Below are 19,736 nucleotides of genomic sequence, written 5' to 3' on the forward strand. Positions count from 1 at the left end.
ATGCTCGACTACCTCGACAACGTCGCCGCGGCGCTGCTGGACACCCTGGCACTGACAGCCGTGGCGTTCAGCGGCGCCGCGGTGCTCGGCGTCATGCTGGCAGGCTGCCGGATCTCCCCTGTGCCCGCACTGCGCCACGGTGCCGCCGCGCTGATCGGCCTGGCCCGCGGGGTGCCCCTGCTGTGCTGGCTGATGGCCATCACGTTCGGGCTGCCCGCGCTCGGGCTCACCCTGCCGCTGTGGCACGGGGCTGTGCTGGTCCTGGCGGGCTACACCGCCGCCTACTACGCCGGCGCCCTGCACAGCGGTGTGCTCGCCGTGAGCGGTGGTGAGGCCGAGGCCGCGCGCGCTCTCGGCCTCACCACCAGGCAGGTGCTGGCCTGCCTGATCGTGCCCCAAGCGCTGCGGCTGACCTTGCCGGTGCTGGGCAACATCACCGTCGGCCTGCTGCTCAACACCGCGCTGGCCGGCGCGGTGGGCGTCACCGAGCTGACCACCGTCGCCGAGGCCGCCGCCTTCGAGACCGCGGACCCGGTCAGCGCGTTCTGCACCGTCGGCGCCGTCTACGCCGCGCTCGCCGCCACGATCACCTGGCTGACGCGCCGCGCGCACAAACGGTTCGCGTTCGACCCCGGCCCGGCCACCCGGGGGGCCCTGTTCGATGCGCCGGGCCGTGACGCGCGCCGTCGCCACCGGTTCGTCACCGCGGCAGTGCTCTCGGGGACCGTGGCGCTCGGCGCTCACGCCATGGTCGGCATGCACGCCTCCGGCGAACTCGACCCGGCCGCGTGGGCGCCGTTCACCTACTGGCCGGTGTGGCGTTTCCTGCTCGAGGGCGTCACCGGCACCGCGGTGGCGGCGGTACTGGCGCTGGCGCTCAGCCTGCCGCTCGGCCTGCTGCTCGCGCTCGTCCTCGCCCGCGATACGCGGCCAGCCCGCTGGGCGCGCTGGCCCGCCCGCGCCTACGTCGAGATCGTCCCGCTGGTCCCCAGCCTGCTGTGGCTCTACGCCGCGATGCTGATCTTGCCTGCCTTCGAGGTGCGCTTCTCACCGCTCGGGCAGCTCTTGGTCGCGCTCACCCTGCCCGGCACCGCGGCGGTCGCCCTGATCCTGCTCGACGCGCTCAACGCACTCCCACGCGGCCAAGCCGAGGCCGCCGCCAGCCTCGGACTGCGCACGCACACCGTGATCCGCTCGGTGCTGCTGCCCCAAGCCGTGACTGTGGCGGTCCCCTCGTTGATCGGGCAAGCCACCCGCACGGTCAAAGACACCGCGCTCGGGGTGCTCGTGGGCTTCGCGGAACTGCTCGGCCACGCCCAAGTCATCTCCGGCACCGCACTGATCGTCCTGCAGCCCTACCTCGTCGCCGGCGCGCTCTACCTCGTGCTCACCCTCGCCCTGGGCGCCCTCACGCACGCGCGCCGCACCCGCCGACGCTCCCGCGCCACACCACCTTCCCGCGACGCGCTCGTGCCCGTCACCTGACCACCCTTTCCCGGCCCGCCGGGGTACCCCCCGCTGAAGGAACCGCCGCATGACCGCACTACTCGCCGCCCCCGCCGACCGCGACTGCGACCGGTATCGCACCCAGCTGCGCGACCGCCTGGCCCGCGACGGCATCCACCCCGCCGTCCTGGACGCCATCACCGCCGAACCCCGCGGCCCCTACACCCCCTACTGGCTCACCGCCCGTCCCCACGTGATGCGCAGCCCGGACATCGACCGCGGGCGGTGGCTGGCAGGGCAGTACTCCCGCGACCCGATCCTCGTGGCCCCGCCACGCTACGGTTCTCCCGCCCTGGCGATGCTGTCGCCGCACATCATCGCCGCGATGCTCGACCTGCTCGAAGTCCACAAAGGACATTCTGTTCTCGAGGTCGACACCGGATCCGGATACCCCACGGCGTTGCTGACCCGCCTCGCCGGAGCGGGCATGGTCCGGTCCCTCGCGCCGGATCCCGGCTGGGCCGCGCACACGCGAACCGTGCTCGGCACCCGCGCCGACATCCGCGAGTGCCACGACCTCGCCCTGACCAACATCACCCCGGACGCCCGGTTCGACCGGATCATCGCCTGGCGCGAACCCGACCACATCCCCCGCGGCTGGCTGCGCCACCTCGCGCCCGGCGGGCGCCTGGTCACCGTCTACGGCGGCGCCATCACCGTGCTCACCGTGAACCACGACGGCCTCGGCACCGCTGCATTCCACGGCCCCGCCACCGTCGCCGCCCTGCACACCGACCCAGGCACACCGGGCGGCTGGGACACCGCTGCCGGACCACCGCCGCTCGACCCGGGCCAGCCCGGACTCCGGCTGCTGGTGCACTCCCGCATCCCCGGACTGCGATGGTCCTCCACCGACGACGGCCTGCGAACCCGGATGGTGCTGCACGACCGCGACACCGGCTCCCGAGCAACCATCTGCTGGCACGGCAAAACCCCGTCCGCCAAGCAGACCGGACCCGAACCACTCTGGGACCGGCTGCTGCACCTGGCCCACGAATGGTCCCACCTGGGCAAACCTACCCCGCCGCACTGGCGCGCCCACCTCGACGGCCACCACCTCGTCCTCAATCTGCAGTAGAGGCGCGACCCCGCATGAACCGTGACGCCCACCGTGAGCCGCGCCCCGGCCCGGGCTGAGCACGAAACCGCCCAACCCCCAGGAGATCACCTCGTGAACCACCCCCATCGCGGCCCGCGACCTCACACGCTTGGTCGAACAGCCCACCACATCCCTACTCACGTGCTCGGAACTCACCATGGCTTATGACACCGCCGCCGTCCTCGAACTCGGACAGCCGGACGCTGCCCGCATCCACAGCCAGCTGAAGCGGTACCCGGACGGGAAGACCTTCGCCTTCGCCCTCGATCGCGACTGGGTCAATGAGCAGCAGGACTGGTATCCCGACCTCCGCGAGGTGGTCCAGCGGTCGGTCGCCTTCGACATCTCGGTCGTGGGCGCTTCCTGTGACGCTGGATTCCTCCAGTTCCTGCTGCCAGTCGGTAGCCGACTTGCCCTCACCCAGCGCACCGACGACGGCGCCTTCGAGGAGCAAGTCGCCCGGACCGCCGACCTCGCCGCGGCCTATCGTGAGATCGGCGCACCGACCTGGAGCCGCACTCGCTCCGAATTCCTCGAGAGCGCCCGCGTCGTGCCCGGTCCGGTCAGCACGTGGTGTGGCGTCGCCTACCACCCCGACGACACACGTGCGTTCCCGGCCTTTTCCGGGGGCACAGCATGAACGACCGCGCCACGGCCAGGAAGATGTCACCACACCAGTGCCCGGCAGACCGGTCCGCCGGCGATCCCGTCCTCCGCGCGTCGGAGCACCCGCCGGAGCGCTGGCCGAAGGCGTCCATCCAGGCGCTCTGCGGCACCGTCGCGATCCTGCTCGGCTCGCTGACGGCCGTCATCCTCGCCGAGCGCATCGCCACGGTCCCCCGCCTCCCGGTCACCTCGACCGGCATCGTGCTGGAAGCGTTGTACCAGCAGGGAAACGACACCGCCCGGGGCGCCGGCATCGCGGTGGGGCCCGCAGCCCTCGTCAGCGCTGTCAGCCTGCTGCTACGGAGAACGCCCTCGTGACGAATCGCCCCGGAGCCACCAGCCGCACTCGAAACGGGACTCTGCCACTCGGCATCCTGATGCTCGCCGTCACGGTCGCTGCGTGCGGAACGCCGATCCCGGCGCTCGATCCCGCCCCGGCCGCACCTCCGGCCCAGCCGGTTTCCGCGGTGCCCAAGGTCGCGCGGCCGCTGGACGCGTCGAAGTACGTCGCCGACCCGTGCGCGAGCCTGACCGCGGCGCAGCAGGAGGCGTTCAACGTGACGTCCAGCCGGGTGAACAGCGACGGCAGGGGCTCCGGCTGCATCTGGAAGCTGGGCGACGGTTCGACCAGTACCGGCGTGTCCTATCTGACCAGCGTGGACACCGGTCTGGGAAATCTCTACGCGCTGAACGACATCGGCTGGTGGGACCGCGGCTACTTCGAACCTACCGAGGTCGGCGGTTATCCGGCCGTCTTCGTGGACCTCACCGACCTGCGGGCGCAGGGCGACTGCGGCGTCGCCGTGGCGCTCAGCGACCGCCTCTTCTTCGATGTCTCGATGCGCACGGCCAAAGGCAACGACGTGTGTGTCGGGGCGGGGAACGTGGCTGAGGCGATCTTGCACACCATCACAGAGAGGGCTTGACCGCGATGAACGCGCAGAAGCAGCACGAGAACTCCACCAGGGCGCGGGTGGCGATCGGCGGCACCGCGGTGGTGCTCATGGTCCTGGCGGGCGCCGTCACCGCCTGTGGGGCGCCGGTCCTCGACCGCGCGGCACCCACGCCGATCCCGGCACTGGACTCCGCTCCGGCTGAGGCCCCGGCCCAGCCGGTCTCCGCGGCGCCGAAGGTGCAGCAGCCGCTGGATGTGTCGAAGTACCTCGCCGACCCGTGCTCGAGTTTGACCGCGACGCAGCAGGCGGAGTTCAACGTGAGCTCCAGCCGGATCAACGACCACGACTTCGGCGTCGGCTGCATCTGGAACGTCGGCTCCGGCCGGACCAACTCCGGGGTCAGTTACCTGATCAATGTGCCGAACGGCCTGGGCAACGTCTACGGGCTGAACGACGTCGGCTGGTGGGACCACGGTTACTTCGAACCGACCGAGGTCGACGGCTATCCCGCGGTGTACGCCGCGATGGTGGACTTCCGGGCCAAGGGCGACTGCAAGCTGCTGGTGGCGGTCAGTGACCAAATGTTCTTCGAGTCGTCGATGGTGACCCCGGCGACGAACAACGCTTGTGCCGGGGCGAAAAACGTGGCCGAGGCGATCCTGCAGACCATCAAAGAGGGGGCCTGACTGCCATGAACGGCACCAGGCCGCCGAGTCCTTATCGTCGGTCCACATCGGCTCCCAGCCTGCCTTGCAGTACTGCTCGACGGCCGCGACCTCGTCCTCGAGCGGCGGTAACTGGGCCACCCGCGTGAACCGTAACGCCCACCGTGAGCCGCGTCCCCGGCCTGAGCACGACACCGCCCCAATCCCCAGGAGACCACGCCTCGTGCACGACACCGTCACGGCCCGCGACCTCAAGCGCCCGGTCGAACAGCCCACCACCGCCCGCATTCACGACCTCCTCGGCGGAGGCCGGGCCAGCTTCGCCATCGATCGCCGCTGGACCGCCACACACTTCAGGGCCCACCCGACGCTGCGGCAGATGGCGTGGCGATCACGGCACTACGCCGCCACCGTCGTGCAGCGCGCAGCCGAGGCGGGCATCACCCAGTTCCTCGACCTGGGCGCCGGCTTCCGCCGCAGCACTCCGCTCGACGACATCGCCCGCCATGCCACACCCCAAGCTCGCGTCGTCGCCGTCGACCACGACGTCCACGTGACCCTGACGTGGGAGAACGACTTCATCTCGGGCCGGCTTCCCGACGCCGGCCTGCACTATCTCCGCAGCGACCTGCGCGAGGTCGACGACCTGCTCCACACCATCCAGACCCACGGATGGCTCAACCCGGCCGAACCGGTGTGCATCCTGTGCATCGACGTCCTGCACCACCACGACGCCGGCACCGTCGCCACCACCCTCGCCGACTACCACCACCACATGCCGGCAGGAAGTTGGCTGGCGCTCACCCACCTCACCACCGACAAGGCCACCGGTGAGCACCGCACCGCGATCACCGACCTCGCCGCGGCCTACACCCAACTCGGGGAACACACCGAAGCCCGCACTCTCCCCTGGCTCGACGCCGCCCTAAGCCCCTGGACCATCCGCGAACGACACGCACTCACCGCTCTACCACCCGGCCCAGATCGTCACCGCGAACCCCCACCCGACCCACACGCCGGAGCGGTCTCATGGTGCGTGCTCGCCGAGAAAACCCAGCAGCACACGCTCACCCAACGCACCAGCGACGGCGCCTCACCTGACCACGCTGATCGACTCGCCGGTCTGCCCGCGGCCGACCAGCAGCTCAGCGCACCACTCCGGCCGCGCACTCACTCACATACCGCGGACCCGCTCGGTCCCTGGACGCTGCAGCACCCTGGAGCGATCCGCCTGCGTCTCTGGCCTCTCTCGACCCGCACCCCGACATCGCCCGACGGACTCGCCGCGCAGAGCTGGGGCGCGACCGCGCAGGAGCGGTCCTCGTGAGCGAACCCAGAGCAGGCAGCATCGGGCGCACCCTCACCGCCCAGTTCGGCAACGGACACGGCACCACCGCTGGCCGACGGGCAATCACGCGCCTTCACCACCTCGCCATGCCATCACATCCTCGCCTGCCCGGCCCACGCCACGACGTCGGCACGCGTCCCACCCGGATACCGCGCGCACTGCTGACGACGGCGCTCATCCTCGCCGCGGTGTGCCTGGCCGGCTGCGACGCCGTGAAGTCCGCCGCAACCCCGTGGGTACCGCGACACACCGCCGCGCAGCCCGCTGCCACGGCGCTACCACCGATCACGCGCACGCCGCGACCGCCGGACCGTGACCCATCCGCTGTGGACGCCGCCATCGCGGGCCTGGACGCCTGCGCGTTGCTGGAACCCCACCTGCGCGCCTACCCCAAGACTCGTACCGTGCCCGAGGGCGAGCACACCTGCGCTCTCGAGCGGGCCGACTGGACCCCTCTCCAGAACGCAGCCGACGGGGCACGGTTCACCCTCCTCGTTGGGCATTCCTGGGACACACTCAGGCGCTTCGGGATGGAGCCCGTCGTGATCAACGGGGCGCGCGCATACCAACAACAGCAGAACGACGACAAAACGCAAGAATGCGAAGTCTGGATTCCCCTGAGCTTCACCCGCGGCATCAAGGTCCAATACACGCTTGGCCAGACCGGCCCGGGCGTCTGCCCCGTGATGCACGAGACACTGGCCGGCGTAGTAGACGTCGTGCGCTCATCACCACACGGTGCACTGCTCTTTCGTCCCGATGAGAACGACAGCGGCTTGGTCGGCGACTGCGTGCATTTTCCCACCGCGGACATGAAGCTCCCCTGCGAGCCCTATCAACCGGTGGATATTCCCACCGAACCCGATGCGCTTCTCACTACCGGAGATGTCCGCATCCAGTGCGCGGTCGCCAACGAAGCCATACAGCGGCGCTTCGGCGAACACCTCAAGCCCATCATCTGGGGCGAGCACTGCATCTACGTGGAGCCGACGCTCCAACGGCAAATCATCGTCAACCTCATCCCCGATGAGGCTCCCAGTGCATACAGCGACTTGGCCGATCCGGATACCGGATCCAAGACAGTTGACATAGGCGGCCGGCCCGCCACAACCTTTTACACCGGCGAGGGCGAATCCTATGAAATCTACTGGTCTCCGCGCGGCGACCTCGCAGTGTTCGGGGCTGTCCACCTCCAGCTCCAGGTGAGGCCACCGCGCGGCTTCTTCACATTTCCTGGTCCCACCGTCACCGACGAACAAGTATCCGCATGTGTCGATGCCATGTCCGACATCGTGACCGACCATTTCCCGCCTGAGTGACGCGCTAACAATCCCAAGAGAGCACATATGGCAACCGTTCGAGAACGGCTGGTGGGTGCAGGGGGCCCCATTCTCGCGCTCGCGAGTTCCCCCGCTGCGACACCGTGGCGATCCCCTGGCCAGCCCCCAAGCCGCCCCGACATCGCCGACCGGTCTCCTCGCCGCCGCAGTAGCGGGCAGCGCGGGAGTGGGAGCGGGTCCGCGGTTGACGACAAGCGCGCTCGCATGCCGGTCACCCGCCGCGCTCCGTCTCCGAGCGAGGCACCACCTGGTGCTACAAGAACGAGGAAAGCCGTGTTAACGAAAAACCCTGTGGCCCTGACCGGGGCCCACGGCCAGCGTCGTCAGACGCCGGGCAGCCAGGTGGCCGAAGCTGAACTCAGCGCGGATGTAGCGCAGGCCGTCCTTGCCGCACCGTCCGTTTCCATTGCCGAAGTCGCCGAGTACCTCGCCGATGATCCGGCGGCGCACGGCGGCCACCTGTGGTGGCTCGACGAGCTGTTCCCAGTGGAGCGGCTGGCGCTGGAGCAGGATAGCGACGGTTTGGCACCGTCGCTGCTGACGATCGCCTGCACACTGCACTACCTGGACGTCCACGGTGGCCAGTCCGTGCTCGAACTCGCCGGAACGGCAGGGGTCACCACGGCGCTACTCGAGCAACTGACCGGCTTCGGCACCGTGCTCACCGTGGGAGGTGACCCGGCTCGGCACCGCGAGGCTCCCACCACACCGGCGGGGGCCGATGACCGCAGGGCCGTGCCCAACTTCGCCCTCGATCACTACAACGAACCGGCGGTGCACCGGATCGTGTGCTGGCGCGAACCCGAGCGCATTCCCCGAGGCTGGGTCGACCACCTTGAGCCCGGCGGCCGGATCGTCACGGTCTACGGCGGCGTGATCACCGTGCTGACCGCCGACAACGGCCACGGTCACGCCACCTTCCATCGTTCCGCGACCGTCACCCTCCCGCCCGCCCACACCGCAGAGGGCGGCGCCGTCTGGCGTGCAGTCACCCACGCGCCGCTCGAAAAACCAGGCCTGCGGCTGACACAGCGCTGCCTGGTGCCCACCGATGCGACGGCGACGTGGGCGCAGATCCAGGACGCCACCCGCGTGTGGCACAAGCGCGGCAAGCCCACGCCTGAAGACCTGGCCGCCCGGTTCGACCCCGTCGACCTGCTGCTGCGCCTCTACCACGAGGACCGCGAGCTCACCGGCCTGCTGGCGACCAGGGGGCATCGGTGACCACATCACCGCCGCCACAAGGAAACCCGATGCCCAGCACCTCACCGTCCACGGCGCCCGGCCATGGCGATCGTCAAGCCGCGCTGGACGCCCACGCCGCGCCACCCGGAACTGACGTCGTCGCGCGGCCGCCGGAATCGACCAGGAACCACCAGCAGGAGGGCGACATGTCGAGCACGCCAGAGACCACCGACTTGGTGGTGGTGCTGAAGAACTTCAAGCGCGGGGGCCTGCGCGAGGACGGGCGTCACGACTTCACGCCCCTGCTCCACGCGCTCAAACGCTTCCCGGCCGCGCCGGCGGTCATCGGCATGCCCGAGTGCACCCGCTACGACCGCTGGTGGGGCCGCCCACGCCGCCAACTCCAGCGTGAGCTCAACCGGTTGTGGCCCGGTAGTCGCTACCGCGGCTACATCATCACCGAGCGTCCGGGCTCACGGAACTGGCCCGGGGTGTTCATCGACTGCAGCCAGATCACACCCATCCGATGGCACCGCTACGGAACGCTCGCCACTCGGGAATGCCTCTGGGGAGTGCTCGAAGGGTCGTTCGCCGGGCATCACCTGCTGATCAAGCCGCTGCATTTTGGTACAAGTAAGGGCTTCGCCACACTCGACCGCGAGGTGCGCGTTCTCAACGAACTCGCCGACGGCAGGAAGCAAGTGCTGGCCTTGGGCGACTGCAACGCCATCACCGACCAGGACACACCACCCCCTAACTACGTCCAGCGGCTCAAAAAAGCCGGGCTCAGACACAAGATCCTGTACAAATGCGCCAGGGAACCCGACGGCCAGCTCCACCTCATGACAGGACCGCTGAGTGACCTCGAAGACGTCGCCGGGTGGCGCAATGCGGGAACCCAAGCCGAAAACTTCACTCCCACCGTCAACTCCCGCACCGACGGCGGCCTAGGCCTGCGCATCGACCACATCCTGACCAGCCCCGGCTTCACCGGCGACCTGGTCCCCGACACGTACCGGGTGCACATCGACGATCCCGAACCGGACCCGGCGCAGGACGACCACCGGATGCTCTCGTGCACCTACAGGTTCGTCGGCGGGGCGCCCCCACCACGCCCCACGCTGCGCACGCGGATACGCCAGCTGCTTGATCCCGGCGCACCACCCCCGTCGCGCGGTACCGCGCCCAGCCCAGACGACCACGGGCACGGCCGCCATCCCGCCCCCGGGACGTCTGCGGGGCGCCTGCTGGCCACGCACGCCCCGCGGGTAGCCGAACGACTGCGGCGCCACCCCTGGCCAGCCGCCGGTGCCGCCGTGCTGGCCCTGATCCTGCTGATCGTGCGCCGGAGGCGCACATGAAACACGGTGTCGACCCGCTGCTCAGGGCGTGATCAGCGTGGTTGGCGGGCCACTGCATACAACCCATTCCCTCTGAAGGAATCTGAGGTCCAGTCTCCGAAGCCGCTGAACGGTGGGCGGCCACTGCGGCCAAGAGCGCTTCGGCAGCTGCAGTCCCCTTCCCCGCCCTTGCCGCCCATCACCACCCATCAGGCCAGCGAATCGGTCCGACAGCCACCGAGTCCACTCGGAACTGACGCGGTCCGTGGCCGCCGACGACGACCAGACATCGACAGCAGGAAGGCAACATGTCAGACGCTTCCGAAGATCGGGCCAGCGGTGATTCGCCTACACCATCGGAAGGCCGCCCCTGGTCCTGGGGTGGCTTCGCCGCTATTTCGGTGCTATACCTCATTGTCAGTGGCGGCACGATGCTTGTCGCACGCGTGCGTCTCGATGCTGGCAGTACGCATCGCACACCAAAACTCTCCGGCGCGCAGGAGTGGCTGGTCCTGCTAGCGCCGCTGGGGGCGGCGATCGGCGCCATCCTGGCCGGTCTCGCGGTGCGGTGGTGGCAACGCCGCAAGACCAGCAATCTGGTGGACGCGGTCAGCTGGACCACAGTGTTCTTCGTTCTTCTGTTTCTTCTCAGCTGCGCTGCCCAGGATCAAGTGATCAACCCCGGCGCCGATCCCCTGCCCGCTCCGGTGAAGCCGACGATGTCGCAGGCGCCGCGATGAGCATGACGGCTCGTTCGAGGCTGGGTGCCCTGGCCATGGTCACCGCAGCGGTGTGCGGTTGTACATCCCCTGAACGACAACCTCCCACCGCACAGCCAGTACCCGCCACAGCCAGGACCACTGTGGACACCGGGTTCAGTGAGGTGGTGCTCGCGCCGTGCGAGGTCGTGCCACCCTCCATCAGAGCGCCCGGCGCTATCGCCACCAGCGGCCACCTCCCCCGGTGCGCTGCTGAACAAAACGTGGCAACCGAGCTGTGCGCTATGGACTCCGGGTGAGTCTCGTTCCTGAGCCCTGGTGCTGTACCGCGATTACGCCCCGACGCGGGAACTGCAGGCACTGCAGCCGACCGCTCACGCGATCCACCTCGCCGACCTCGGCATGGTCCAGTTCCCGGTGCCCACCGACGATCCCGCCACGGGCACCACCTGCGTGATCGTGGCCGACCTCGGGCCCGGTCACGGCGTCGGTGTCGTGGCCCAAGATGGGGCGCCGTCGCGCGTCGCAGACACGTGCGCCACCGCCCAGAACTACCTCCTCGCAGTGGTCCAGCATCTGCGCGCCTTGAGCCCATGACCGCGCCGACCACGCGCACCGCCGTGCGGCGCGCTCCCGCCTTGCCCACAACCCCGAGGACGTCATGCCAACCACCACACCACCATCCCTAGTGGACGACCATTGCGGACGAGAGCGGCGTGCGCTGCGCGCAGCCCTGGCCGAACGAGACATCGCCCAAGCCGTGCTGGACGCCGTCGGCGCCGAACCCCGCGACTTCTACACCGGCGCCTACAACATCCCCACGCGCACGAAACCCCTTCGCCGCGACCCCGAAGACCACCCCGCGCAGTGGCTGCGGGATCTCTACCATCCGGACACCGCCCTGGAACTCATCCACTGCCGGCGCACGACGGCGCCGGTCGCCGCGCCTTCGCTGACGACGATGGCGACCGTGCTCACCCTGGCAAACATTCACCCCGGGCAGGCAGTGCTGGAGATCGGGACCGGCTCCGGCTACACCGCGGCCCTCATCCGGCGCCTCACCGAAACCGGCCCGGTGCGCTCCCTCGAACCACATCCCGACTGGCACGCACAGGCGGCTGCCGCACTCGCCGGCCGCGCTGAGACCGTGCACACCACCGACCTCACGCTCAGCCACTACGACGGGCCGTGCGTGGACCGGATCATCGCCTGGCGCGAGCCGGACCACATCCCGGTCGGCTGGCTCGACCGGCTCAGCCCCGACGGGCGGATCGTCACCGTCTACGGCGGGGCCATCACGGTGCTGACGGTCGACGAGCACGGTCACGGGCGGGCCACGTTCCACCAGCCCGCTTCCGTGACCGCGCTGAACGCCCACCCGGGGCTGCACCCCCGCCCCACCTGGGATGAGCTGGCCATGCTGCCCGAGCGGGTCCGCCCCGATCACCCCGGACGGCGCCTGATGCTGCGCTGCCTGCTGCCAGGCGTGCAGTGGAGACTCGACCGCGCTCCCCGGCGGGGTACGCACGTCACCCTCAACGACGCGGCGACACAGTCACAGGCGATCATCTGCTGCAGCGACCCGGACGGACAACACGAGCAGAGCGGACCCCTCAAGCTCTGGTTCCGTATGCAGCGCATCACCGAGTACTGGCAGATCAGCGGTCGTCCGGAGCCCGCCGCCTTCACCGCGACGTTCGACCCCGCCCGGCCCACCATGACCCTGACCCTGCGCCGCGACGGCCAACCCGTGGCCCTGCCCGAGCCCGCCACCCACATCGACCAGCGACGGAGTCCGAGGACATGACCAGCAAGACTACGACCGCCCCTTGGCTCGTACGTGCACTACGCGCGGGTGTGGCTCTGCCGACGGCGGTTCTCCTGCTGCTCTCCGGTTGCGGCTGGGGCGGCTTCCCGGTGACGGAGGACGCGGAGCTGGCGCGGCGCTTGGAACAGGTGATCGCGGAGCGCCGCACGGTGCCGTTGGTCGAAATCACTGGTGCGGGCTGGGATCGCGTTTTCATATTCCCCGGGGAGCAGACCCGCAGGTATGTCGAGAAGCGCGTCGGCGAGCCGTTGGACATGTACGAGATCGACGGCGGCGAGCACGGCGGCATCGTGGTGTTCAAGCGCGGGATCGAGGTGGTGCGCGCCGTACGGTTCAAGTCGTTTCCGTTCGCTGCGGATGGCGCGGAGTACGGCCCGACAGTGGTGGTCGGGCCGCCGCCGTGCGGGATCGGCGGGTTCCTCGAGTTGACCGAGAGGTAAGTGGCCCTGCCAACTCGCAGCCATAGAACGTCGGCGCGAACAGCCAGGCGCTGCATGGCACCCTCACCGCTCCCGAGCTTCGCGATCTGCCGCTCACCGGCGCCGCCGACCAGTTCGCGGACAACACCGGGCTGCTGAACGATCGCGCCGCGACTCGCGCCGTGACAACGGCACTGACCGATCCAACGTCCACGCCGGACACTTTCGGCTCAGCGCCTCCGCCACCTCCGGAACGACCTCGGTGATGTCGCACAGTTGCACGTGGCCGGCGTGCCTGCTCACGAAGTCCCGCAGGGTGATGGCCGCGGTTCCGTAGCGGTGCGCGAACCGCCGCTGCAGGTGCGGCGAGGACCGGGCCAGCAACTCGCCGACGGGACTGGCGCTGGTGCGCAGGAAGTACGCCGGTTCCTCGCCCACGGCCCACAGTTCCGGGCGACGGCGCGGTTGTTCATCGCCAGGTGCACCAGATCGCCGACCAGGCCCTGTTCTCGCATCATGTCGCCCCCCAGGCCCAGCCAGAGACCACTACGACCGGCGCCGCGCCCGCGGTGACCGCCACGCCGCCCTACGGAACCTGTTCGACCGCATGCCCGGCCAGCTCCACCACTGCCTGCACACCGGCCAAACCTACGACCCGATCAAGGCATTCGGCGAACTCACGAACCACGCCGAACCCGTCGCGGTTCGACTGTCCTGTTCGGAGCTATATCGCGGTGTTCGGGCCCACCTGGTGGACCACGGAAGTGACGCTCCGCCCCGGCCGATACCAGGAGGAGCCGGGGGTCCTCAGCCCTGGACGGTCGGGCGGATGGTGATGTCGCCGATCTCGACGTCGTCGGGCTGTTCCACGGCGAAGGCGATGGCCCGGGCGACGGCTTCCGGCGGGATGGCGAACTCCGCCATGTTCTCGCGGATGCCCTGGCGCACCACGGGATCATCGATGGAGTCGGCGAGTTCGGTGCTGACGTAGCCGGGCGAGATCGAGGTCGTGCGCAGCATGCCGTCGGTCGACTCCTGCCGCAGGCCTTCCAGGATGGTGCGCACGGCGTTCTTGGTCCCGGCGTAAACCGCCATGATGGGCGTGATCTTCAGCCCGGCCGTGGACACCGTCGTCACGAGGTGGCCGCGGCCCTGGCGGCGGAACACCGGCAGGGCAGCCGCGATGCCGTGGAGCACGCCGCGCACGTTGACGTCGATCATCGCCGACCAGCCGTCGACGTCCAGATCCGCCACCGGCCCGATCTTGCTGATGCCGGCGTTGCTCACCAGCACGTCGAGCCGACCGAACTCGGTCACAGCCCGGTCGACGAGCCGCTCCAGATCCTTGCGATGGGTGACGTCGATGGCGCATGCGATGGCGCGACCTCCCTGGTCGCGGATGTCCTTCGCGAGTTCGTCGAGACGGTCCTTCCGGCGCGCACCGAGGACGACGGCGGCGCCGCGTTCGGCCATGAGCCGCGCGGTCGCCTCCCCGATGCCGCTGCTGGCTCCGGTGACGGCGATGACCTTGCCGGTGATGGCTGACATTCGTGGCCTCTTTCCGATTAGTGTGGACACGTGTCCGCTTATCGACGCTAGCGGACACGTGTCCGGTTGTCCACGTCGTACTGCGGAGGGCAGATGAACACACCACGGTTGCGGGCAGACGCCGCCGAGAACCGCGCGCGGATCGTCGAGGTCGCGCGGGCTGTCATCGCGAGTTCGGACGAGCTGAAGCTCAACACGATCGCCAAGCAGGCCGGGGTCGGCCAGGGCACCCTCTACCGCCACTTCCCGACGCGGGAGGACCTGCTCGCCGAGGTCTACCGTCACGACGTCGAGGAGCTCGTCGCGGCCGCGCCGGTCCTGCTCGCCCAGCACGACCCGGTCACCGCACTGGCCCGCTGGTTCGATCGCGTGGCCGACTACGCGCGGGTCAAGCGCGGCGTGTTCGCCGCTGTCGAGGTGGGGATGTGGCAGGACCTCTCCGCCCGCAGCCTCGGTCCGATCGGCGACGCGATAACCGCGCTGCTGGACGCAGGCAAGGCCGCCCGGGCCATTCGGCCCGACGTCGACGCCCGCGACGTCATCCTGCTCATCGGCTATCTGACCCGGCTCGACCAGCAGGAATGGGACACCCGTGCCCGGCACCTCCTGCACGTCGTCCTCGACGGCCTGCGCTCCCGCGACTGACAAGCCACTGACGCTCATACGGCTCGGCCCGCACGTCCCCACCGCGAGCCAGCAGGGATGTCGAGCCCTGACTGATCACCAGTTGCACCGACCTGCGTCGCCCGCACCGGCGACCGCAAACTCAAACGCGCGGTCGTCCTCGCCGCCTTCGCCGCACTGCACGACCCCGCCGGCCGCACCTACTAGGACCGCACCAGCCCACGCCGCGACAGCCGCTTGACAAACCCATAGGGACACCCCCCGACAGACCGCGACCTTGACCTGCGCGACCCGCATGTTGGTCTCCAGGTCGAAGGTCCTGGCCGGGTCGTTCCCCGGCCCGAGCGACGGGCGCTGGACCACCCGCTCCCCCTCTTCCAGCACGGCGGGCAGGGCTAGTGCGATGACAGTGGCGTGGATGACGTCGCTGACCCGGCCGACGTCACGCCGCACGATCAAGGCGCTCCGCAGCAGTTCCTCGGTCAACCCAGCGTCGTGCGCGACCTCGCGAGCGCGGTGGGCGTCAGCGCTGACGAGCGCGTGCTCCAGCGCGCCGATCCCGTCGGTCAACGGCGAGCGGCGCAGGAACGCCACCAGCCTCGCGAACGCCGTCCCCGCTTTGTCGGCACCGACCCACGGCGTCCGGGTCCCGCGCCGGGCGGCCGCCGGAGGCCGGAAGGCGGGAGAACTCGTCGGCCTGATGGAACGGCAACGCACGAGCAGCGGCACGAGAGCGCGTTCGCGTCGCGGCCTGGCCGCCAATCAGCAATTTCGGGTTGTGTGGATCTGATTGAGCCGTCCTCTGGCATCGACGCTCGTCGGCGGCGAGGTGTCGTTTTTGCGGCGGCGACAATGTTGGCTCACGGCGTCGGATATGTCTGGGTGGTGTGCATGGTCACGGTCATGACGTAGTGATGGCGGGTCAGCTGATCAGTGATCAGGGCATGCTGGTTCGGCCCGCTGGTGTGGGTGAAAAGGTCCGACGACGGCTCGGGGCGCTCCAGTACCGGCTGTCCCGCTTCGGTCCAGGACTCGCTGAGCACCATGCGGGTGGTGTCAGTCACCTGTCGGAGTAGCCGATGCCAGGAAGGTTGCTCGCGTCGTAGACCCGGTTCGGGCCCTCCGGGCGACCCCGGAACTGGCGGTAGTAATCGATGGGCGGTGCGATTTCGTTTACCTCTCCGAACCACTCGTGCGCCCTGACGATCTCGTCGAAGGCCCGGATCCGGTCGGACAGCTCGCCGTCGAAGCCTGCCTGCCGCACCCAGCTCGAAGCACAGCTCACGGTGTTCGGATCGGCCTGATCGAAGGACGAAGCACGGTCGACCTGGCAGGTTATGAGGGTCCTCACCGGGCCCCATTCCGCCCAGGAGGTGGCTTTTTCCAGTTCGGCGAATCGATCCGCGACCCAGCGATCGTGCAGATCACGGTCAGCCATGGCGCCGGCGCTCGTCGCCGCGGCCTGGTAGTCCTCCCGCGACGGGCCGCCACACGCTGCCAACGCCAGCACGAGCAGCACCACCACGCACACTCGTTTCCCCCACATGCCATGATTATCGCGGCATGTGACGCGTCGGGCAATCACCATCGCTGTCGTCGCGCTGATCGGCAACACCAACGCCCGCCACCCCGAAGCCCTCGCCGCCCAACGTCGTGAACGCGCACGCGTCCGCAGCGAGAAGGGCATCCGCTGGGGCGGGCAACGCCTCACCCCAGCCGCCTGATCAACCCGGCGAACCTATCTGGACAGAGCACTAGACAGCTCCGCCGCGGTGCGAGTTCAGGCGAGCCATGGGCGACCAGGCGACTTCGGGTTAGCCGCCATTCCTGCGCACGCGGGTCGCCTGTGCGCCGCCATTGACCATCGCGGTTCAAGGTGGTCGCAGTCGCCAGTGGCGACGAGCTGATCACAAACGGCCACACACACCGTGCTCGACCAAGTGATCGGCGGCACAAAATATGCGCAACCCTGGGGTCGTGAACAACTCGAATACCCGCGAGAATACGATGGTGGCGTTGCGGAAACGTTTAGCATTGCGATACGGTTGCCCAACCGCTCCGTCGTAAAACAGAAAGAACTTGAGATGGCTCAGAAAGTCCTCGTCGAGATGATCGACGACATCAGCGGCGAGACCGCGACCCAGACCGTACCCTTCGGTTTGGACGGTGTGGAGTACACGATCGACCTGTCCGACGCCAACGCCGAGATTCTGCGTGACGAACTCGCCCGGTACGTCGCCGCCGGCCGCCGCACCGGCGGCCGCAAGGTCCGGGTAGCCACCGGCGAATCGGTCCCCTCGGCGACCAGCAGTGCCGACCGTGAACGCGCCCGAGCGATCCGGGACTGGGCACGGGAAAACGGTTACGCGGTGTCGGACCGTGGCCGCATCTCGGCCGAGATCACGAACGCGTACGACGAGGCTCAGACTCCTAAGCCGGCCAAAACCACGCCTGCGCGCAGCCGTGGCGGCCGCAAGAAAGTGGCGGCGGCCAAGAAGTAACACCGTCGTATGAAGGCCGGGCATGGCAGTTTCCTCTCGTGCCCGGCCTTCGCTATGCCCCGCTCGTGATCGATTGCCCCTGGCAACCGTCTCGTCGACTCCGTGGACGCTGCCAGCACTCCTGCCGTGCCGAGTGCGGTGATAGTGGGCCTGGTGGCGTAACAGCGGCATGAGCCACAACGACTGCGTTCATAAGGCGAACGCTGACAATGAGGGTGGCCATGACCGAGCACGATCCCATTGATCAGTTGCTGGCGATGGCAAGCCGAGATCGACGCAGAGCCCTGGCCGGTACTGGTCACCAGCGAGCAAGCCCTCACGATCGTGACTCGAGCTCGACGTCGCCCGCTGCGCATTCGTTGCCGGTGTGGCCACCGCGGCCGCAGCGTGGTCACCAGGTGGCTTCGGCCGGCCACTCGGGCTCAGCACGGCCAGGGTGCCTGTCTGCGGCAAGAACCTGCGTAAGCCGGAGACAACGGCGACACGACAAGCCTCGGTGGCGGTCCTGAGGTCGGCTCCGGTAGCGGATGTCCTCGCGGCAGTGCTGGATGGTCGCGCGGAACAACTTGCCACTGTGCCGTCCAGCACCCCGCCCCGACCAGTGGTTTCTTATGTGTGGCGATGTTCTGCGGGTCACTCCGCAAAGTCTCATACGAGTGACCGGCGGGGCCACGGCTCAGCTGGAAGCTGAGCCGGTACGGTGAGGTGGATTCCGTTGTCCTCGCGCGAGCGGGGGTGTGCACAGCCCGGCGCCGGGAATCTTTCGCCGGGCAGCTCGTGCACGTCCTCACGACCCGCGCTGGAGGCTGCGAACCATGACCGACCACCACGACACATCCACCGTGCCCTACGCCGTAGGGAAGTGCTGATGTTCTACTGCGGCATTGACTGGTCGGAAACGCTCAATGACGTGGCCGTGGTCGACCAATCGGGCCGGATCGTCGCGCGTGCCCGCGTTCCCGAGTCACCCCAAGGCGTACGCGAGGTGCTCACCCTGCTCTCCGGGCTGAGCACCAGCTCGCGGCACCGCCGGAAGAACGTGCCCGTGGCCATCGAGGCCACCCACGGGCTGATGGTCGAAGCGCTGCGCCGAGCCGGGCAACCGGTGTACGGGCTCAACCCGGCGGTCGTGGCCCGCTACCGCGGCCGGCTCAACCCCACCCGGAAGAAAAGCGATAAGGCCGACGCCGCGCTGCTGGCGCACATCCTGCGGACCGACGGTCACCACCACCGCACCGTGCCCGACTGCACCGACCAGGCCGCCGCAATACGCATGCTCACCCGCGCCCAGCAGGCCGCCGCGCGCAGCCGGCACCGACAGCACCTGCAACTACGTGCCCTGCTGCGCCAGTCCTATCCCGCGATGGCACAGGCCTGGCAGGGCTACCCTGGTGGCCTGCTCCGGCGCGAAGCACTCGCCGTGCTCGCCCGCGTCGCCACCCCTGCCGAAGCCACCACCCTGACCGTCGCGCGCTGGCGCGGCCTTCTCGAGCACGCCGGGCGAACCCGCTGCCTCGACCAGGAGGCCGCCCGGCTGCACGCCCTGGTCCGCGAACCCTGGCTTCGTCAAGGCCGGGCCACCGAAGCCGCCCTGGGCCTGCAGGTTCGTGCCACTGTCGCCGCGCTGCAGCAGCTCTCCCAGACCGTGACCGCATTGACCGAGGCAGCCACCACCGCCTTCGCTGCTCATCCCCACGCCCCGCTCTACCTGTCCTCCCGGGCGTGGGTCCGCTGACCGGCGCCCGGCTGCTAAGCGAGATCGGCGATGACCTCGCCCGGTTCGACACCGCGCGCGTTCTCTCCCGGGTCTGAAACTGTTGATCAGGGGTGTCGGCGTACGCATGAATGTGCCCAGTCGCATACAGGTGTACGTGCCCCCAGCCAGACGCACCGACCGCCGTCTGCCGAGCGGGTCGAACACACGCATATCAAGCATGAGCGGATGTTGCGACGACCGGGACACGATCGGGATACAAAACGTTCGCGTGCCACAGTGATCAGCCCTTGTAACGGATGAGAGGGGACTACGCGACTACACCGTTATCACCATCG

General features: G+C 69.0%; 23 protein-coding genes. 19 read left to right on the plus strand and 4 right to left on the minus strand.

Features of this window, described 5'->3' with window-relative positions:
- The 14 genes from L3Q67_RS01485 (at position 1) to L3Q67_RS01550 (ending at position 13,032) form a co-directional block, all read left to right on the plus strand.
- Positions 1 to 1,485 (plus strand): ABC transporter permease family protein, encoded by a 1,485-nt coding sequence (locus tag L3Q67_RS01485; RefSeq protein ID WP_499187789.1) that lies wholly within the window; start codon positions 1 to 3, stop codon positions 1,483 to 1,485.
- 49 nt (positions 1,486 to 1,534) lie between these two features.
- Positions 1,535 to 2,584, plus strand: a complete 1,050-nt coding sequence (locus L3Q67_RS01490; RefSeq protein WP_499187790.1) for a protein-L-isoaspartate O-methyltransferase family protein — start codon at positions 1,535 to 1,537, stop codon at positions 2,582 to 2,584.
- 178 nt (positions 2,585 to 2,762) lie between these two features.
- Positions 2,763 to 3,245: a hypothetical protein gene (locus L3Q67_RS01495; protein ID WP_499187791.1), complete on the plus strand. Its 483-nt coding sequence runs from the start codon at positions 2,763 to 2,765 to the stop codon at positions 3,243 to 3,245.
- Positions 3,242 to 3,589, plus strand: a complete 348-nt coding sequence (locus tag L3Q67_RS01500; protein WP_499187792.1) for a hypothetical protein — start codon at positions 3,242 to 3,244, stop codon at positions 3,587 to 3,589. Before L3Q67_RS01495 ends, L3Q67_RS01500 begins: the two co-directional genes overlap by 4 nt.
- A 59-nt stretch (positions 3,590 to 3,648) precedes the next feature.
- Positions 3,649 to 4,197, plus strand: coding sequence for a DUF3558 domain-containing protein (locus L3Q67_RS01505; RefSeq protein ID WP_499187793.1), 549 nt, complete (start codon positions 3,649 to 3,651; stop codon positions 4,195 to 4,197).
- 5 nt (positions 4,198 to 4,202) lie between these two features.
- Positions 4,203 to 4,853, plus strand: a complete 651-nt coding sequence (locus tag L3Q67_RS01510) for a DUF3558 domain-containing protein (RefSeq protein ID WP_499191410.1) — start codon at positions 4,203 to 4,205, stop codon at positions 4,851 to 4,853.
- A gap of 202 nt (positions 4,854 to 5,055) precedes the next feature.
- Positions 5,056 to 6,159, plus strand: a complete 1,104-nt coding sequence (locus tag L3Q67_RS01515) for a class I SAM-dependent methyltransferase (RefSeq protein WP_499187794.1) — start codon at positions 5,056 to 5,058, stop codon at positions 6,157 to 6,159.
- Positions 6,156 to 7,499 carry a hypothetical protein gene (locus tag L3Q67_RS01520; protein ID WP_499187795.1) on the plus strand — a complete coding sequence of 448 codons (1,344 nt, stop codon included), beginning with the start codon at positions 6,156 to 6,158 and terminating at the stop codon, positions 7,497 to 7,499. Before L3Q67_RS01515 ends, L3Q67_RS01520 begins: the two co-directional genes overlap by 4 nt.
- A 312-nt stretch (positions 7,500 to 7,811) precedes the next feature.
- Complete coding sequence (locus L3Q67_RS01525; RefSeq protein ID WP_499187796.1) at positions 7,812 to 8,744, plus strand: hypothetical protein; 933 nt, start codon at positions 7,812 to 7,814, stop codon at positions 8,742 to 8,744.
- Positions 8,745 to 8,773: 29 nt separating this feature from the next.
- On the plus strand, positions 8,774 to 10,066 hold the full coding sequence (locus tag L3Q67_RS01530; RefSeq protein WP_499187797.1) for a hypothetical protein: 1,293 nt from the start codon (positions 8,774 to 8,776) through the stop codon (positions 10,064 to 10,066).
- 287 nt (positions 10,067 to 10,353) lie between these two features.
- Positions 10,354 to 10,785 (plus strand): hypothetical protein, encoded by a 432-nt coding sequence (locus L3Q67_RS01535; protein WP_499187798.1) that lies wholly within the window; start codon positions 10,354 to 10,356, stop codon positions 10,783 to 10,785.
- 297 nt (positions 10,786 to 11,082) lie between these two features.
- Positions 11,083 to 11,361: a hypothetical protein gene (locus tag L3Q67_RS01540; protein ID WP_499187799.1), complete on the plus strand. Its 279-nt coding sequence runs from the start codon at positions 11,083 to 11,085 to the stop codon at positions 11,359 to 11,361.
- Positions 11,362 to 11,425: 64 nt separating this feature from the next.
- Complete coding sequence (locus L3Q67_RS01545; protein ID WP_499187800.1) at positions 11,426 to 12,571, plus strand: hypothetical protein; 1,146 nt, start codon at positions 11,426 to 11,428, stop codon at positions 12,569 to 12,571.
- A complete protein-coding gene (locus L3Q67_RS01550) occupies positions 12,568 to 13,032 on the plus strand; it encodes a hypothetical protein (RefSeq protein WP_499187801.1) in 465 nt (154 codons plus the stop codon). Before L3Q67_RS01545 ends, L3Q67_RS01550 begins: the two co-directional genes overlap by 4 nt.
- A 786-nt stretch (positions 13,033 to 13,818) precedes the next feature.
- Here L3Q67_RS01550 and L3Q67_RS01555 read toward each other — a convergent pair.
- Positions 13,819 to 14,559 (minus strand): SDR family oxidoreductase, encoded by a 741-nt coding sequence (locus L3Q67_RS01555; RefSeq protein ID WP_499187802.1) that lies wholly within the window; start codon positions 14,557 to 14,559, stop codon positions 13,819 to 13,821.
- A gap of 93 nt (positions 14,560 to 14,652) precedes the next feature.
- Between L3Q67_RS01555 and L3Q67_RS01560 the strand changes: the two genes are divergently transcribed.
- Positions 14,653 to 15,204, plus strand: coding sequence for a TetR/AcrR family transcriptional regulator (locus L3Q67_RS01560; protein ID WP_499187803.1), 552 nt, complete (start codon positions 14,653 to 14,655; stop codon positions 15,202 to 15,204).
- A 75-nt stretch (positions 15,205 to 15,279) separates the two neighbouring features.
- Here the strand turns inward: L3Q67_RS01560 and L3Q67_RS01565 are convergent, their stop codons facing one another.
- From L3Q67_RS01565 to L3Q67_RS01575, 3 genes are all read right to left on the minus strand, one after another.
- Positions 15,280 to 15,777, minus strand: coding sequence for a hypothetical protein (locus L3Q67_RS01565; protein WP_499187804.1), 498 nt, complete (start codon positions 15,775 to 15,777; stop codon positions 15,280 to 15,282).
- A 266-nt stretch (positions 15,778 to 16,043) separates the two neighbouring features.
- Positions 16,044 to 16,247, minus strand: a complete 204-nt coding sequence (locus tag L3Q67_RS01570; protein WP_499187805.1) for a hypothetical protein — start codon at positions 16,245 to 16,247, stop codon at positions 16,044 to 16,046.
- On the minus strand, positions 16,244 to 16,708 hold the full coding sequence (locus L3Q67_RS01575; protein WP_499187806.1) for a hypothetical protein: 465 nt from the start codon (positions 16,706 to 16,708) through the stop codon (positions 16,244 to 16,246). The genes L3Q67_RS01570 and L3Q67_RS01575 overlap by 4 nt, the downstream gene beginning before the upstream one ends.
- A 40-nt stretch (positions 16,709 to 16,748) precedes the next feature.
- Between L3Q67_RS01575 and L3Q67_RS01580 the strand changes: the two genes are divergently transcribed.
- The 4 genes from L3Q67_RS01580 to L3Q67_RS01595 all read left to right on the plus strand — a co-directional run bounded on the left by L3Q67_RS01580 (position 16,749) and on the right by L3Q67_RS01595 (position 19,496).
- Complete coding sequence (locus L3Q67_RS01580) at positions 16,749 to 16,907, plus strand: hypothetical protein (RefSeq protein ID WP_499187807.1); 159 nt, start codon at positions 16,749 to 16,751, stop codon at positions 16,905 to 16,907.
- A 360-nt stretch (positions 16,908 to 17,267) separates the two neighbouring features.
- Complete coding sequence (locus L3Q67_RS01585; protein ID WP_499191411.1) at positions 17,268 to 17,684, plus strand: histone-like nucleoid-structuring protein Lsr2; 417 nt, start codon at positions 17,268 to 17,270, stop codon at positions 17,682 to 17,684.
- An 868-nt stretch (positions 17,685 to 18,552) separates the two neighbouring features.
- The gene (locus tag L3Q67_RS01590) at positions 18,553 to 19,419 is read left to right on the plus strand and encodes an IS110 family transposase (protein ID WP_499187808.1); all 867 of its coding nucleotides are present in this window, start codon (positions 18,553 to 18,555) and stop codon (positions 19,417 to 19,419) included.
- Positions 19,407 to 19,496, plus strand: a complete 90-nt coding sequence (locus L3Q67_RS01595) for a hypothetical protein (protein ID WP_499187809.1) — start codon at positions 19,407 to 19,409, stop codon at positions 19,494 to 19,496. The genes L3Q67_RS01590 and L3Q67_RS01595 overlap by 13 nt, the downstream gene beginning before the upstream one ends.
- Positions 19,497 to 19,736 lie beyond the last annotated feature (240 nt).

This window comes from Saccharothrix sp. AJ9571 (assembly GCF_021725495.1).
Taxonomy (GTDB): Bacteria; Actinomycetota; Actinomycetes; order Mycobacteriales; family Pseudonocardiaceae; genus Amycolatopsis; species Amycolatopsis magusensis.